At 50.2% G+C, this 16,643-nt stretch carries 13 protein-coding genes; 10 read left to right on the top strand and 3 right to left on the bottom strand.

Annotated elements, in window-relative coordinates:
- Window positions 1–72: 72 nt before the first annotated feature.
- The 8 genes from ACN0YR_RS08435 to ACN0YR_RS08400 all read left to right on the top strand — a co-directional run bounded on the left by ACN0YR_RS08435 (window position 73) and on the right by ACN0YR_RS08400 (window position 9,190).
- Entirely contained in the window at window positions 73–1,305 is a 1,233-nt protein-coding gene (locus ACN0YR_RS08435; RefSeq protein ID WP_417848762.1) for an LL-diaminopimelate aminotransferase, read from the top strand.
- A 136-nt stretch (window positions 1,306–1,441) separates the two neighbouring features.
- Window positions 1,442–1,972, top strand: a complete 531-nt coding sequence (locus tag ACN0YR_RS08430) for an ImmA/IrrE family metallo-endopeptidase (protein ID WP_417848761.1) — start codon at window positions 1,442–1,444, stop codon at window positions 1,970–1,972.
- The gene (locus tag ACN0YR_RS08425; RefSeq protein WP_417848760.1) at window positions 1,965–2,921 is read left to right on the top strand and encodes a hypothetical protein; all 957 of its coding nucleotides are present in this window, start codon (window positions 1,965–1,967) and stop codon (window positions 2,919–2,921) included. The genes ACN0YR_RS08430 and ACN0YR_RS08425 overlap by 8 nt, the downstream gene beginning before the upstream one ends.
- Before the next feature lie 425 nt (window positions 2,922–3,346).
- Window positions 3,347–4,402: a reverse transcriptase family protein gene (locus ACN0YR_RS08420; protein WP_417848759.1), complete on the top strand. Its 1,056-nt coding sequence runs from the start codon at window positions 3,347–3,349 to the stop codon at window positions 4,400–4,402.
- Window positions 4,403–4,811: 409 nt separating this feature from the next.
- Window positions 4,812–6,434 (top strand): hypothetical protein, encoded by a 1,623-nt coding sequence (locus tag ACN0YR_RS08415; protein WP_417848758.1) that lies wholly within the window; start codon window positions 4,812–4,814, stop codon window positions 6,432–6,434.
- A gap of 287 nt (window positions 6,435–6,721) precedes the next feature.
- Complete coding sequence (locus tag ACN0YR_RS08410) at window positions 6,722–7,807, top strand: DUF1559 domain-containing protein (protein WP_417848757.1); 1,086 nt, start codon at window positions 6,722–6,724, stop codon at window positions 7,805–7,807.
- Complete coding sequence (locus ACN0YR_RS08405) at window positions 7,794–8,147, top strand: hypothetical protein (RefSeq protein ID WP_417848756.1); 354 nt, start codon at window positions 7,794–7,796, stop codon at window positions 8,145–8,147. Before ACN0YR_RS08410 ends, ACN0YR_RS08405 begins: the two co-directional genes overlap by 14 nt.
- Before the next feature lie 374 nt (window positions 8,148–8,521).
- A complete protein-coding gene (locus ACN0YR_RS08400; RefSeq protein ID WP_417848755.1) occupies window positions 8,522–9,190 on the top strand; it encodes an MIP/aquaporin family protein in 669 nt (222 codons plus the stop codon).
- A gap of 105 nt (window positions 9,191–9,295) precedes the next feature.
- Here ACN0YR_RS08400 and ACN0YR_RS08395 read toward each other — a convergent pair whose 3' ends face one another.
- Together ACN0YR_RS08395 and ACN0YR_RS08390 are read right to left on the bottom strand one after the other, a co-directional pair.
- Window positions 9,296–10,621: a DUF1501 domain-containing protein gene (locus ACN0YR_RS08395; RefSeq protein ID WP_417848754.1), complete on the bottom strand. Its 1,326-nt coding sequence runs from the start codon at window positions 10,619–10,621 to the stop codon at window positions 9,296–9,298.
- A 107-nt stretch (window positions 10,622–10,728) separates the two neighbouring features.
- Entirely contained in the window at window positions 10,729–12,417 is a 1,689-nt protein-coding gene (locus tag ACN0YR_RS08390; protein ID WP_417848753.1) for a DUF1549 domain-containing protein, read from the bottom strand.
- A gap of 107 nt (window positions 12,418–12,524) precedes the next feature.
- Here ACN0YR_RS08390 and ACN0YR_RS08385 point away from each other — a divergent pair, with 107 nt between their 5' ends.
- A complete protein-coding gene (locus tag ACN0YR_RS08385; protein ID WP_417848752.1) occupies window positions 12,525–13,826 on the top strand; it encodes a DUF4013 domain-containing protein in 1,302 nt (433 codons plus the stop codon).
- 271 nt (window positions 13,827–14,097) lie between these two features.
- Here ACN0YR_RS08385 and ACN0YR_RS08380 read toward each other — a convergent pair whose 3' ends face one another.
- Window positions 14,098–15,468 carry a sigma-54-dependent transcriptional regulator gene (locus ACN0YR_RS08380; RefSeq protein WP_417848751.1) on the bottom strand — a complete coding sequence of 457 codons (1,371 nt, stop codon included), beginning with the start codon at window positions 15,466–15,468 and terminating at the stop codon, window positions 14,098–14,100.
- A gap of 503 nt (window positions 15,469–15,971) precedes the next feature.
- Here ACN0YR_RS08380 and ACN0YR_RS08375 point away from each other — a divergent pair.
- Entirely contained in the window at window positions 15,972–16,607 is a 636-nt protein-coding gene (locus tag ACN0YR_RS08375; protein ID WP_417848895.1) for a ComF family protein, read from the top strand.
- Window positions 16,608–16,643: the final 36 nt, after the last annotated feature.

Below are 16,643 nucleotides of genomic sequence, written 5' to 3'. Positions count from 1 at the left end.
ACTGAACGAAGTTCAGTGACGACACAGATTTCTCACTCATCCCCATTCACTCACTTTTCACAACATTCCATCATGGCAAACATCAACGACAACTTTCTGAAACTCAAAGCGGGTTATCTCTTTCCAGAAATCGGACGGCGCGTGAATGCGTTTTGCGATGCAAACGCCGATGCGAACGTGATCAAGCTTGGAATCGGTGACGTGACCGAACCGCTTCCCGAAGCGATCCGCACCGCAATGCACTCTGCGATCGACGAAATGGGACAGAGCCAAACCTTCCGCGGTTATGGCCCCGAGCAAGGCTATGCATTCTTGCGAGAAGCCATTGCAGCGAATGATTTTCAATCGCGCGGCTGTGACATTTCCTCAGAGGAAATTTTCATCTCTGATGGTTCAAAATGTGATACAGGAAACATTCTCGACATCTTCGGACCAAGTAACACTGTCGCGGTTCAAGACCCGGTCTATCCGGTCTATGTCGACACCAACGTCATGGCTGGCCGAACGGGCCAAGCTGATGAGAATGGACGCTACGAAGGACTCACTTACCTTCCATGCACAGCGGAAAATGATTTCACGCCGAGCTTGCCGGAACAGCCGGTCGACATGATCTACCTGTGCTACCCCAACAACCCCACTGGTTCTGTCGCCAGCAAAGAGACGCTCAAAATGTGGGTCGATTACGCCAACGAGCATGGCTCAATCATCCTCTTTGACGCTGCCTATGAAGCCTTCATCACAGACGATTCGATCCCGCACTCGATCTATGAAATCGACGGAGCTCGAAACTGTGCCATCGAATTCCGCAGCTTCAGTAAAAACGCTGGCTTCACCGGGACTCGCTGTGCATTGACAGTTGTTCCAAAAAGCCTGAAAGGCAAAACGGCAAACGGAGAGGAGAAGGAGATTCACGCTCTCTGGAATCGTCGCCAAAGCACCAAGTTCAACGGCGTCTCATACATCATCCAACGGGGAGCTGAAGCTGCTTATAGCGACGCAGGCAAAGAGCAGATCAAAACCCTCATCAACTTCTACCTTGAGAATGCCAGCATTCTCAGCGAAGGTTTGCAGCCTGTTGGAATTGATGTCTTTGGCGGCGTGAACGCTCCTTACATCTGGCTGAAGACTCCGGAAGGGATGAAGAGCTGGGAGTTTTTCGACCACCTCCTCGACAAAGCCCACCTCGTCGGAACCCCCGGCTCCGGGTTCGGCGCCAGCGGTGAAGGCTACTTCCGCCTGAGCGCATTCAACAGCCGCGCCAATGTAGAAGAAGCGGTTCAACGACTGAAATCACTGATGGGGTAAGCAATACTCCACAAGTAAACCCCTAAAGACTGCTGTCCCATTGACACTTTGTCAGTTCGATGAAAGAATCCGAATTGCAAAGAATTGTTTCACCTTTTGTTTGTTTCGATGTGTTTGAACGCCCGAAGGAGCAGGGATGAGTAATCTTCGAAAAGACATAGCCTACATTGAGGGCGATAAAATTCCTGCTTGCAATCTCAATAAATCACAAGTTGAAGCATACGCTGAAACTGTCGCATCACAAGCGAACTTTCAGGTTGGTTCGGATCCTGCTGATCTCGTTAAGCGCCTACGCGGACGCATTCACCTGCAGGACACTGACAAATGGGAAGAGACAGCGACTGGATCGATTTTTGTACACGGGCGATTCGATTTTGATATTTGCTTGCCTAAATATACGAGTACTTTGCGGGATCGATTTACTGTTGCCCATGAATTAGGACACTATTTTTTGCATTCCAATCAAGGCGAGCAAGCAATCATTGCCTACCGAAGTGGATCTACACGAATTGAATGGGAAGCAAATTGGTTTGCCGCAGCTTTTTTGATGCCGAAAACGCTTTTCACTAAAGCAATGAAGGAAAACAAATCGATTGTAAGTATCGCCACTCAATTCGGTGTTTCTCAGGAAGCAGCAAAGGTTAGGAGTGAGGTGCTGGGTGACTGAAGAGAAATGGGCGTGGGAGTTAAGGATGTTTTGCAGTGCCGACATTGTTGGCTCAACAGCTTATAAAAGTGGGAATTCAATAAAAAGTGGGTCGTCTTGGGCAGCAACATTCAGCGAATTCTTCCGCTCATTCCCAGAGGAACTTCAAAACAGTTACGCAAAGCTACCAGCAAAATATGAAGACAGTACTAACCAACTCACCCCTTGGAAATTTTCCGGCGACGAGATTTTATTTTCCGTACCGATCTCTCGCCATCAAGAGGGAATCTCTCACCTCTGGGCTTTCAAAGATGCCGTAAAACGGTTTCCCGAAGAAAATTGGCAGAAGAAAGACTTGCCTCTTGGCCTCAAAGCCACTGGCTGGATTGCAGGTTTTCCTGTAACTAACCGAAAAGTCCGCATTCAGCAATCCAACACAGTTGATTACTTAGGCCCAGCTATTGATCTCGGATTTCGTGTTTCGAAATTTGCCACTACAACGAAGTTTGTTCTATCTGCAGACCTTGCCTTACTAATTCTTCATGGATACGAAACTTGTGAACCTGCTTCTAGCGACATGCTAAAGCTCTTTTTGGATAGCAAACAAGCGCTAAAAGGAGTAATTAACGGCGTTCCATATCCCATTATCTATTGCGACATGAATGATGGCATTTCGACGGAAGAGGAAATTTTATTGGGATTAGTCCCCATAGATAATCCAGATTTACTTAAGAAATACCTGCGAACATTTTTAGAATCAACCCCCAACCTTATCAAGCCTTTCATTAAGAATGACGAAAACCCCAAATATGGCACATTGCCGGACGAAATCGTTAATCTTCGCGAACAAATGATGGCCGAAGAATCTGACAGAAATTATCTGAATCAATCACATCTACCCGAGCCTCAAGTTGAGGGGGCCGCTCGTCAGCCGAACCAACCGTCTATTGAACCACCAGATACAAATTGACTTCCGCCTGAGCGCATTCAACAGCCGCGCCAATGTAGAAGAAGCGGTTCAACGACTGAAATCACTGATGGGGTAAGTATAACTCCACGGTCTGAGGATCAGAAAAATGTTGCGCCAGCAGAGCAGGGGAGTTTACCTTTGATCTTCTAAATGCCTGACATTGAGTTTTGATTGTTTGATGCGTTGCTTGCTGCGAGGGGATTCGAGAGAATCGATCTGCCTTGGTGGTGTTTGAGTGCACAAGGTCGATGTTTCGTCGACCCGGTCCTGATGTGGCTGCAAAAACTCTGCTGAAAGCGTTCTTTTCACTGTCCCAGTGTTAAAAGAACGCTTTGCAAGGCAATTTGAGTGAGGCAACATTTGTTGCCTCACTCTACTTTTTTCGCTGATCTCCATCGCACAGCCTTTCACCGCATCGTGACAGAATGTCTGCAAAAGGGACCTTTCAGTTGGCAACCGGTTGCTGTCTCTCGGCAGCGACGGCAGTTGTCACTCTCTTTTGGCTGCTCAATTCCGATTCGCAAATTTCGTTCGCAATCATGTCCGTACTTCTGGTTGCGATTTGTGCAATCATGCTGTTCGGTTGGTGGACGGCCTTTCTGCAATTGACCTCGAAGCATCCCTGGCACTGGATTCGAACGAAATTAGGCTGGGGCCTTGGAATAGAAGAATTGGCCAATCGCCTGGGCTATTCAGTAGAAGAACTGATTGAGCACCAACCTCAATATATTTCAGCGTTCATTCCCAAAAGATCGGGTGGCACTCGCGAGTTACGGATTCCCGATAAAAAAACTGCTGAAATTCAGAAACGCATTCTGCTTCGCCTCCTCGTAAAGCTTCGATCTCACCCAGCTGCCTGCGGTTTTGAAACTGGAAAGTCGATCGTCCACAACGCGCTGCCGCATGTCGGGAAAGCTGTTGTCATTAAACTTGATGTGGTCGACTTCTTTTCATCGACAACGGCATCGCGAGTCGAAGCCTATTTTTGTCGAATCGGCTGGAATCAGAAATCAGCAAAACTCCTCACGAAATTAACATGTGAGCAGGACAGCCTTCCACAAGGGGCCGCAACGAGTCCCCGGATCAGCAACCTCGTCAACTATCTCCTCGACGAACAGCTGGTTCGTTGTGCCACAAAGTATCGGGGGGAGTACTCTCGCTACGCGGATGATATCACCTATTCATTTCGAAAGGATTCTCCAAAGAGAATGCGCGGAATCATCCAGCGGACCCGCCATCTCCTAAAGCGATCCGGGTATCAACTGAATTCAAAGAAGCAGCGCATCCTCAGACAACATCAGCGGCAAACAGTCACCGGGTTAAACGTGAATACGAATGTCAGCCTCTCGCGGAAACTTCGAAGAGAACTTCGAGCTGCCAGACATCGTTTAGAGAATGGAAAAGAATCAACCTGGACCGCCGAGCAACTACAGGGATGGGCTGCCCTGGAATACATGATCCAAGAACAGACAAAATCGTAAGGCAGTACATTTTTGCATTGGAATTCGCATTCTGCCTCGCGGACAAATGTCATCTCCTACAGAAGAAGAACAATAGTCTTTTAAAACTGATCCCAAATCTTTCTATTCACTTCTCTGGCACAGAGAAAGGCCACGATTCCATAGGTTCTGAGACTGCTTCTAGAGCATCTTTCGAATTGGTTTGCAGGTTCTGCCTCGTGGCGAACAGCATTTTTACTGGAGAAATACGTTCTTCACGGGCACACGGTAGAGCAAACTGCTCTAGAACTTCTGACCGGTTTATAACGCCTTCTCTCGGCAAGTCGATCAATCAGCCGCAACAGTCTCGACTCAAGACGTGCATCATTCAACGGGTGATGTAGATTTACACCACCCTGTAGGTTTCCTTCTTGCGATGTTGCCAAGCTGTATGCGCAGACAAGTTCTCGACATTTTATTGGCCTGCGCGGCGTTACTGCCGTTCTATTCGATTTACGCTGCGCATTGCGTGAATCCGGATGGAGCGTCAGGATTTATTCAATACGACATGCCCTACTACGTCGCAAACGGACGGGATATCTTCGAACGAGGAAACGGATTCGCTGGGCCAAATCCATACGATGAAAACCCCAATGCACCGACGATCTACTTCCACTGGTTCACCTGGATTCTCGGTTTCAGTGTTGTTGTACTCGGACTTGATCCGGGTTTCGTCTTTGTCAGCCTGGGACTTGTAGCAGGAATCAGCGGAAGTTGGCTTACGCTGCAAATCATTCGGCAGTTGATTCCCGACAATCGGGCAGTGACACCGGTCTTTCTGCTGTCGATGTGGGGAGGAGGCCTTTTTGTCCTCTTCAAATGCTTCCTGAACCTCGCGCAGGGTGAACCACTTTTGTCGGACGTCTTGATGTTCGATTTAGGTCGCGGTTGGTGGTTTATGAGTTGGGGAAGAAACTTCATTTTGCCAACAGAAGCTGTCTATCATGCGTTTGCTGCTGGCATCTGGCTGTGCGTTTTACGACGTCGTGAATGGTCGGCAGTGACGCTGGTCCTGGTTCTGGCTGCGACTCATCCGTTTACTGGGATTCAACAACTCCTCATTCTGGGAGCGTGGAATCTCGCGCAATTGATTGTCAATCTCTACTCCGGGAGACCTTCCTCGAGTGAACAGCCGAACGAGATGTCGACTCCAAAAGTTGACCTGAGCCCCTTATGGCGCGGATTGGTTCTCACCGCCGGACTGGCTGCTTTCCTGGGTTATTACTTCATCTTCCTGGAACAGTTCGCATCGCATCGAAACTTAAGGTCAACGTGGGCCCTTGAATGGGTGGTCCCGCCGATTGTTGTTGCACTGGCGTATGGCGTGGTCATGCTGCTGGCCTTTCAACGAATGCATGGAAACTGGAGAAATTTTGTGCCAGAGACATGGTTCTTTCTGGTCGCATTTGCGGTTTCGTTTTTGCTCATTCAACATGACTACTTCGTCAAGCCGCATCAACCGCTGCACTTCGCACGAGGGTACGTTTGGCTTCCGTTGTTTCTGATCGCTGCCCCAAGAATTTCGAGTTGGGTCATCTCAGTGAGAGACCAATCGAGTCGTGCTAGACAAACTTTGATACTCGCTCTTGTGATCCTTCTCGCTTCGCTGGACAACATTGCATTTCTGACGATAACGACGCGAGAGAACTCGAACAACATACCACTCAGTCACGACGCGAGAGACGCATTTCGCTGGATGGACGAACAGCAACTCGAAGGAGTTCTTCTGATCCCAGACGACATCCTCAGCTACCTCAGCGCAACATTCACTTCCGCGCAACCGTATCACGGGCACAAGTTCAACACGCCAGACTACCCGACCCGCAAAGAAAACGTCGACGCTTGGAAGGCTGACGGAACGCAAGGCGACTGGATGGAAACGATTGATTACGTTTTGCTCCCGGCTGAGAATAATTCACTTCAGCAAAACGTCGATCATTGGAAGAGGCTCTACGAGAACAATGGATTTATTCTCTTTGAACGCAGTCCACTCAAGTCGTCTCAGAAGAATTAACAAACTGCACGCTCTATCTCAAATTCAATGCTGCTTTTGAGATCCTGCCTCGTGGCGAACAGTTCACGAGGCGCTGGAAGTGAACTGTTCGCCACGATAAGCATTGGAAATGCGCCGAGCAGTCTCAACTTGCCGTGAAAGAACATCGGCCAGCCAGCAGTTTCGGTTCTTCGCCTCTCTCCCGACACGCAACAAGCCTCGTGCAAAGAGACTCTTGACACATCCGTAGCCACAGTTACAATCACGCCCTAATTGTAACAACAGCTACTCTGTATCAAGAGGGACGGATGAATAGACGATTTCACCAACTTCGCCACCGACACGGTTTCACGTTGATTGAACTGCTTGTGGTGATTGCAATCATTGCGATTCTCGTGTCGCTCCTTTTACCTGCCGTTCAGCAGGCGAGAGAAGCAGCCCGGCGCTCGCAATGCAGAAACAATCTCAAGCAAATTGGCATCGCTCTCCATAACTACCATGATGTCCACTCTACGTTTCCTGCTGGGTACTACTCGTATGGGACAAGCGATGGAAGCGGGCCCGGCTGGGCGAATATCGATCCGCAAACATGGGATGCCGCACCCGGATGGGGCTGGGGGACGATGCTGCTTCCGTTTCTCGATCAAGCTCCACTCTACAATAATCTGGACTTGAATCAGGCTTGCTTCTCTCCCACAAATTCGGCTCCAGTCCGGACTCGACTCTCTGTCCTTTTATGTCCGTCAGTTTCTGGATCACATGAAGAGTTCACTGTCCGGGATGCAGCGGGTAGTCCTCTGGTCATTGGAGGAAATCAAATCAATTTTGGTCGCAGCCACTACGTAGCCAGCCATGGACAGGAGTCGTGCTGGGGAGAATGTGGAGCGAGTCGAACCGGCATAATTTTCACGAACATTTATACTTCAGAAACTGCGACTGTAACGATCAACGGAAACGCCGCTGCCGTTGCGGATGGTCCTTTCTATCGCAACTCCGCAACCCGCTTTCGAGACGTCACCGATGGGACGTCGAACTCAATTTTCATGGGTGAACACTCTTCAAAATTGAGCGAGAAAACATGGGTCGGAGTCGTCCCGGGCGCGTACACTCATCCGAATTTATCCTCACCAGAGAATGGAGAAGATGCTGCTGCTACGCTCACCATCGTCCATGCAGGACCATCGGGTGGAGAACTCGACATCACCGGATTTCCGATCATTCATCCTGTGAATTTCCCAACACTTCATGTCGGGCAAATGTTCTCCGAGCATCCAGGCGGGGGACAAATCATGATGGGAGATGGCGCTGTACGATTCGTCTCCGAAAACATCGACCTCATTACTTGGGCAGAACTTTCAAGCATCAACGAAGGTGAGATCATTGGGGAATTTTAAAAATCTGCTTCATCAGCAATATGACCATATAAGAAAACTGTCAATCACGATTCCTGTCCTCCTGCTGCTCTGTGGCCTCACTGGCTGCGGATACCCGGATGTCAGCCCGAAGACCTACGAAATCTCGAAGGCGCTCTACTCAGCCTGTAATCGCAAGAGCGCAGAGCATGTCTCGAAAGTTTCTGAATTGATCGAATCCCATCTCGAAAGCGGTGACCTCTCTGAGCGGGAAGCGAATTGGCTGCGAGCCATCGTTCGCGATGCAGAAAATGGAAAATGGGAGGCTGCCACGCTTGAAGCTCGCCAACTGATGGAAGATCAAGTCCATCGGTCATCGTAGCTCAACTCACTGCTGACAAGACTCTTTTCGCTTTTGTGAAGATGGAACTTGTTTTTTTCTCACAGAGTTGCTGAACTCTGTGCACATTAGAGCATTTTTCGAATTGGTGGACAGGTTCTGCCTCGTGGCGAACAGTATTTTACTGGAGAAATGCGTTCTCCTGGGGCACACGGCAGAGCTGATTCGAATATGGAGTACGCGTTCGACTCGGGCAGACGCGTAGAGCAAATAGCTCTAGAGCATCTTTCGAATTGGTTTGCAGGATCTGCCTCGTGGCGAACAGCATTTTTATTAGAGAAATGCGTTCTTCACGGGCACACGGTAGAGCAAACTGCTCTAGAAGTGGACTTACCTCTATGGCTTGAAGTTGATTGATGAAAAAATACATTGCAGAGGTGATCGCAACATTCGCGCTGGTGTTTGCAGGAACAGGTGCCGTTGTGGTCAATCAGGTTTCAAATGGTGATGTGACTCATGTTGGTGTTGCACTCACCTTTGGGTTGGTCGTCATGGCGATGATCTATGCGGTTGGTGACGTTTCCGGAGCCCACATGAATCCGGCGGTGACCATCGCATTCTGGTTCGGGAAACGGTTCTCAGGCCGCGAAGTCGTTCCTTACATTATCGCTCAACTCCTTGGTGCCTGCGTGGCGAGTGGGTTGCTGCGGGTCCTCTTTCTGGACCAGAGCAATCTGGGGATGACGCTTCCGCGCGACACATGGTGGCAGTCGTTCATCTTCGAGTTCATCCTGACGTTTCTGCTGATGTACGTGATCCTGCACGTTTCGACAGGAGCCAAAGAAAAAGGAATTATGGCGGGGGCGGCGATTGGAGCGACCGTCGGCCTGGAAGCGATGTTCGCTGGCCCGATTTGCGGAGCCTCTATGAATCCCGCACGCTCAATCGCGCCGGCGATCTTCAGCGGAAACGTGGAGCACTTATGGCTTTATATCGTCGCGACTATCCTTGGAGCATGCCTCGCGGTTCCAGCGTTTCATTTTTCACGCGATGAAAATCGAACAGGCGAAAACCTGGCGAATTAAGAACCGCTTACAATACATCTGAGGCCGCTTTCACGACTTCAGAGACTGTGTGTCACACGGCAGATCACGGATGCAATTTCGAAGATCGCCCCACACAACTCTCACTTAAATGAGATGCTCAGGAAGCAGTTGTTCGACCGCACTTCCTTCACTCAGCATGAAGGGACGACCGATCGGGGATTGAATCTCTTCATACGGATCGAGTCCCATAACCGTCAGGATCGTGGCATACAAGTCCGGGATGCTCACCGGGTTTTTCGGCGGAGTCCGCTCGGTCACTCGTTTGTCTTCTTCTTTGGCAGCTTCGGGGTCTGTTTCGCCGATGACAACTCCCGACCGAAGCCCGCCGCCGCCAAGGACGCATGAAAAACCCATCGGCCAGTGGTCCCGGCCTTCCAGTGGATTGAGACGAGGAGTCCGTCCAAATTCGCCCATGCAAAGCACGATTGTCGAGTCGAGCAGATCACGATCTTTCAAGTCTGAAATCAAGGCTGCAAATGCGGGATCAAGGATTTGAAACTGCTTTGTCTGGCCTTTCAGATTGTTGATATGTGTATCAAATCCCTGCAGAACAACCTGCGTTGCTCGCACTCCTTGCTCCACAAGTCGACGAGCGACCAGACAACCGCGGCCGAAGCGTGAGTCTCCGTACTTTTGAATTGTTGCATTCGGTTCATCATCAAGGGAAAACGCCTCAAGCTGCTTCGATGTCATCATCGTCAAGGCTTTATTGACGAGCTCTTGATGCAGCGTCTCACTTGTCTGATAAGGGCGTTGCTGTCTGAAAGCGTTTGATACAACGTCGAGCCCTTCCAGTCGTCGCTGTTGACGTTTCTCATCAACGTTCGGCTTCATGTTGCGGACATTTCGCCCCGGGTCAAATATCCGGAAGGCATCATACTCTGCCCCAAGAAAACCTCCACGTGGGACGACGAAGCCATCTCCGCTGGCAAGCGAGATATGTTGAGGGATTTCAATGTTTGGATCAGCGAGATGCTTTGAGATAATTGCTGTCATTGCCGGATGTACGACACTCGGATCAGGCAGGTATCCGGTTTGTGCATAGTACGTTCCCCGTTCGTGATCCCCCTCTTTTGAAACCATCGAGCGGATCAGGGAGACATTCTGCATTTTCTCCGCCATCATTGGGAGCAACTCAGAGATTTCCAATCCAGGTAACTTTGTCTTGATCTTCCCGACTGTCTCACCGACCGCAGAAGCGGGATGCGGGTCCCATGAGTCGACCTGACTTGGCCCACCTGCCATCCAGAGGACAATCAATGATTTGGGACGCTCCTGCCCTCGTTTTTGTGTCGCCTGCGCACTCAACGCCGGAAGCAAGAACGAAACACCTGCCCCCAAACCCGCCTGCATGACCTGCCGACGCGTGAGTCTCTGAAACAGATTTCGAAATGAATGATGATGGATCATAATTACAGTCCGCTTGCGGCTTGAGCGCCAGAAAACACCTCTGAATCGAGCTGTGAAAATCAATCAGCTCAAAGTCATTTCAGGGCACCCATTACTGCCTGCTCACCTCAATGATTCCAGGAGAACTCTGGAGAATTAAAAAGTGTCCAGTACAAGTCTTCAACAGCATGATCGGGCTTGTCATTTTCGAATCGTTGGATGAAGTATTGTTTCTCTGCTGCCGTGGGAAGTCGCGTCAGACAGACCAGATAGATGGTTTCGATTTTTTTCTCGGGAGTGGAACCAGCAGTTGCGACTCGACCGGGTGAGCCCATTGGATTGAGAGACGTCAATTCGCGTGAGAACTCGCCGTTCATTCGGAGGAGAGCTTGCGAAATGGTTCCGGACCAGTCCTGAAGTTCGTCAACTCCCGGATCGCCAAACTCATCAACAAAGTCATTCTCTCGGAAGAATCTTAATGCTCGAACAAACAGGTGCGAGTTCTGATCAATGGTCCGGACGTTGTTGGCTTGCAGCATCGAACCGATCACTTGTTCCGGTCGCAGTCGAACTAACGGGAAGACAGCCCAGCGTTCTTTCGCCTGTTGAATCGTCGCAGCCGTTTGCAAGATGGTTCCGTCGTTCTCCTGCTCGCTGTTCGGCAAAGGGTAGATTGATGACATCCGAAAGGCGTCCGTTGCAGCGATCACTCGAATGAGACGTCGCAGGTCGTAGCCATGTTTGCGAAAATCCTCCCCAAGGAGATCGAGGGTTGCCGTCTCTGGATTGGTACCCGGATCGGGAAGATCGTCGACAGGTCGATGCGAGAGGAATGGAACACCAAACATCAGTGCCCAGACCCGATTGGCTGCTGCCCGTTCGAAACGCTGGTTCTCTGGATGCGTAATCCAGCGGGCAAGTTGCTCGCGTCTCGAACCATTCTCGCCGAGCCACTCAGGATGAAATGGAACACTGGGCGACACCGTCCGTTTTTCCAGAGTTAAACGATCTTCAACGACATAGTCCTTGCCATGCTTATCAGCGACTCCAGCAAGGCTGTTCACGACCTGACCATAATATGCCGTCAAGCCTTCAAACTCTCCCTGCTTCCAATGATCGAATGGATGGTCGTGACATTGAGCGCAATCCATCCGCTGCCCCAGAAAGGCCCGCACAGATCGAGCGGACAACTTGTTCGGATCGAATTCACCATTCGCGAACCCTGAGGTAATAAAGTTGACTTCACCCTCGCCAGTCCAGACACCGGTTCCGGAAATCATGTCCCGAACAATTTCATCGTAGGGACGTCGCGCGTGGAGTTGAGTCGCAAGCCAGTCGAGAAAACGATCACGCCGAAAGATGAGGAATTCCCCGGCTTCAACTCCCACGTAACTGCGAGCAAGCCGCTCGGCAAAGTAGTCATCAAACCGACTGTCGTTGAGCAGGTATTCAAGCCAGCGCTCGAGACGCTCAGGTTTCTGGTCAGCTTCGAACCTGCGAATTTCCTCTAACGATGGAATTGTGCCATGCAACGCCAGTGAGAGCCTTCGCCAAACTGTCAGTTCTTCTGCGGGGTTCGCCATTTCAAGGTTGGCTTCGCTGCGGAGCCGAGCCAGTTCCTGATTGACAAGAACAACGGTCTCCTTTGCGGTCGAATCAGATTTCGGCGTCGGAATTGTGATCGATGTCGGATCCACTGCAGCTGACCGAACACTGTTCGTCGTGAGCCAAACGACTCCAACGACGACAAGCACCGGCCAGATGAAGGATTTCAACACAACAACCACTTTCGCCTCCAGTTTTTCGAAAATCGCCACTCAGAGTTCACACCGACCTCTATTGGATACCTCGTTCTTTGTCACAAAGTTTCAGTCTTTCTTCGCTTCGCTGAAACATTCCTTTGGGCAATTGGGTAGTTTTGAGTATGAAACGGGAAATTCCACCGGTGATTTCAATGCAAACATCAACATTTGATCAGATGGGCGATTCGTCATTCGATTCCGAGGATGCGGCTGAAATGTCGTCCACCCAAGAACACGTTGCTTCTGAAGTCAACGAGCAAATGTGCAGGACTCATCAACCCGAAGAAGTGATTGATTCGAGACAAACTGCGTTTCCGGTCCCTTGGCGGCATCCAATCAACTTCCTTGTCCTAACAACTTACTATCTGTTTGCTTTTGTCAGCTTGATGCTGGTTCTCGCGGTACTGGCTGCAATTCCACTTGTGAACTTCTTTGTGCTGGGCTATTTCCTGAACGTTGAAGGTCGAGTCGCGAAGAGTGGACGAATTCGCGATGGATTCCCTCTCCTTGATGCCGCTCCACAATTAGTGGTGCTGGCTGGGGGAATTTGGGTGTTTCTTCTGCCGCTTCGTTTTCTCGCGAGCTTTGCCGCCGATTCACGCTTGATTGACCCCGGTTCGCAAGCTGATCTCGGATTCCACCTCGCTCTAAATGTCGCCTGGTGCGTCATCACTCTCCACTTGATTCTGGCGATTGCACGGGGCGGAACGTTTTGGTGTTTTATGCGACCATTCAAGAATTTTTTCTGGCTGACAGGTCGACTTCGCGAAGGGAATTACTTTGCACATGCGGACCGAAAGATTCAAGAGTTCGTCCAGAGATTAGAGATCCGCAGGCACTTTTGGCTGGGACTGAGAGGTTTCGGAGTTGCCTTCTTGTGGCTGTTTCTCCCCACTCTCATGTACGCCGCCATTCAGGAACCGAAGGGGGGGCAAATCCTTCTGACTGTCACCGGAGGAATTCTGCTCGCCATTGTGTTCAGCTGGGTTCCGTTTTTACAGGCCCGCTTCGCTTCTGAAAACCGCTTTCGCTCTGGTTTAGAACTTCGCGAAATTCGCTCGCTCTATTCTCATGCCCCCATTGTCTGGTCACTTTCGTTGGTCGTGCTGTATTTACTGTCGTTACCACTTTACCTGTTCAAGGCATTCCTGTTGCCTCCCGATGCAATGTGGCCGGTGACTTTAATTTTCGTTGTCAGTATTTATCCCACACGAATTTTGCTGGGATGGGCTTATCACCATGCTGTCAAAAAGCGAGAGCTCGGAAATCGCCCACACTGGACGGTCCGCTGGCTGGTTGGCGGCACGATCATCCCGGTTCTTGGCCTCTACGTGTTCATTCTTTTTTTTACGCAATTTCTGGGTGAACAAGGAAAACAGGTCCTGTTTCAACACCACTCACTGTTGCTGCCTGTCCCATTTTAAGATGAACTGAGGACAAGCCCCTCGTAGCTCGAGAGCAGAGAACGATCTCCTCGTAGCTCGGGACCATTGTCCCGAGCAAGCCATAAGGAGAATTAGAGCAGTTTGCCCTACCGTGTGCCCGTGAAATCTACTTTCATGACTTCATAGACTTCTCGCCACGAGGCAGATTCTGGACACCACTTCAAGAAATGCTATTCGTCAACTGGGCATTAAAAAAGACCGTCCAACATTTCTATTAGACGGCCTTGGGGGGGGATTTGTCGTACTGCGATCAGGCAGCACGTTGTTGTTTGCGGTTTGAACCTGGGCCGCCTCGTGGTGGGTACCCGTATTCTCTGAGTTTTCCGGAGAGCGTCCGAATTCCAATTTGCAATGCCTTGGCAGTCAGTTCACGATTTCCACCAAAGCGATTGAACGTCGCTTCGATGAGTTTGCGTTCCATTTCTTTGAGCGTCAAACCTGGAGACTCGGTCGATTCTTCGCTCTGCTCAAGCCAGGGCTGAATTTCTTCAGCAGTGATGACCGTATCGCCAGCGAGTGAGCAACAGCGGTTGATCACGTTTTCGAGTTCACGAACATTCCCCGGCCAGTTGTGGCTTTCGAGTTGTGAAAGTGCTTCATCAGAAAGGCGTCGCAAGTGTTGACCTTCACGAACGCAACATTGTTGAACAAAGTGTTCAGCAAGGGCTGGAAGATCTTCAACTCGTGAACGAAGAGACGCAACCTGAATGGTATTTCGTTCGATGAGATTCAGAAGTCGAGAATCGAATTTGGCTTCTGTGCAAAGCTGACGCAAGTTCGCGGTCGTTGTCGCGATGATTCGTGCTCGAAGTGGAATGTACGTTTCTCCACGTCGGTAAGCACTGTTTCGAATCACTTCTGCAATTTGCACTTGAAGCGGGATGGTGAGTGCTTCGATATCTTCGAAGACAAGCGTCCCATCCGCAGCTGAGGCGAAACGGCCATCTGATTCTTCGTCACCGAAAAGCTCTTTCTCAATCGCTGCTGAAGTCAACAAGCTGCAACGAATAGTGAGAAGAGGCTGTGTGGGTCCAGAGCGAGTCAGGTGAATGGCTCGGGCAGCTTCCGATTTTCCACAGCCCGCTTCACCAGTCACTAATACGGGTTGATCGTGTTCTGCAGCTGTGTGAATTTGACCACGAAGTTCACGTGTTTGCTGGCTGTTGCCAACAAGTCCATCGAACATGCGGCCTTCAAGTTTCTGCTTGAGCTCCAGGTTTTCAGAGATCAGCTGAGCACGCCCAACTGCCGAAAAGAGTGAGCGACCAATTCGTTCTGGTGTCAGTGGTGGCTCAACAACATCGCACGAAACCGAGCGAGGGACGTTGATCCGATGACCGATTGAAGGGAGCAGAATGAACTGTGTTGGTCGATCGGCTCTTCGCATTTCAGTGTCGAGCCGTTCGATATCTTCAATCGATTCCGGCTCGTCAATCACCGCGGCGGCGATATTTTCGCTCATCAAAAGAGCACGCAGCTCTTCCAGTGAGGAGACGGCAATCGATTCATAACCGTTTCGTCGAATTGCGAGCTCCAGATGCTGCTGAGCGGCAACATCTTTCGCACACGCAGCGACTCTTCCGGTCGGACGTATGGTAGCGGGGGGGATGGAAACAGACATGAGATTCCTGCCTGCGCATCTCAAAACGCTTTCCGCAGAGTGGGATGGTGTGTGAGAAGTACACCTTCTGCGTTCCGCTAATAATGAGTGCGTGGGTGAATGAGTGGGGGAAATGAAAGTGAAGTGAAGTGAGAGAGGAGAAGCGAGTAATAATTCTTTCGGCAGATTTAGGTCAATATGTGTCAAATGATTTTTCGGCAGTTTTTGCGATGATGCAATTTTTGCATTTTTCCGCCCATCACGAAGGACGACCTGAAGAAACACAAGGAGTCGCGATTCTCCCGTAATTCGACGATTCGCCCTGGTTACAATATAGTTGTCTGTATAGTTGTCTGCTCGCTTTCTGTGAGACATTTCATTTGTGGCTTGATTACAGGGATCACCAATTCGTGAGTTTGATCACGGCACCATTGAATCGCTTCTTGGAAACAGGTGCGGAATTTCTATTCCCTTCTGCCTGTTCGTTGTGTCATTCCGCAATCCCCCCAAGCTGCCCGAATAGAATGTGTGCAGAGTGTCTCGATGGGTTGGATGTGACACAAAAAAATTCGTGTGAACTCTGCTCAGCCGTCGTCGGCCCAAACTTAGCCACCGACAACGGATGCATTCATTGTCGGCACGAGGGTTACGAGTTTCGCTCGGTCGCAAGTTTGGGGAACTACACAGGCCTCCTCAAAAAAGCGGTTCTACAGGGAAAGTGCCAGTATGACGAACTCGCCTTGAGGAGTTTGGCTCAATTGCTGTCTCAAGTTGTTTGCGATAGGGCCTCGAACAGATCAATGGATCTAATTGTACCGATTCCACAGCATTGGTCAGATCGCTTTCTCTCCTTGAATCAAGCTTCAATGACAATTGCAAATCAACTGAGCCGATTGTTGAAGCTCCCGAATGACAGACATATACTCCGCAAAAGAGAACGAACTCCGAAACAACATTTATTGAGCCCAGCTGCCCGGAGAAAAAATTTACGATCAGCCTTTAAAGTGAATCGGGGAATTGATTTGACAGGTTTGTCGATCCTCCTTGTCGATGACGTCCTCACGACAGGGACGACGTGTCAACGAGCGACCAGAGTGCTGTTGCAAGCTGGCGCAGAAGAAGTCAGAGTTGCCGTCTTAGCTCGCGGCATCGGAGCATAGTGCCCGAAGAACACAGAGCGTAAATGTTCACGTCAC

The organism is Thalassoglobus sp., from assembly GCF_048270125.1.
In the GTDB taxonomy this organism is placed as follows: Bacteria; Planctomycetota; Planctomycetia; order Planctomycetales; family Planctomycetaceae; genus Thalassoglobus.
This window is presented reverse-complemented; position numbering and strand designations above follow the sequence as displayed.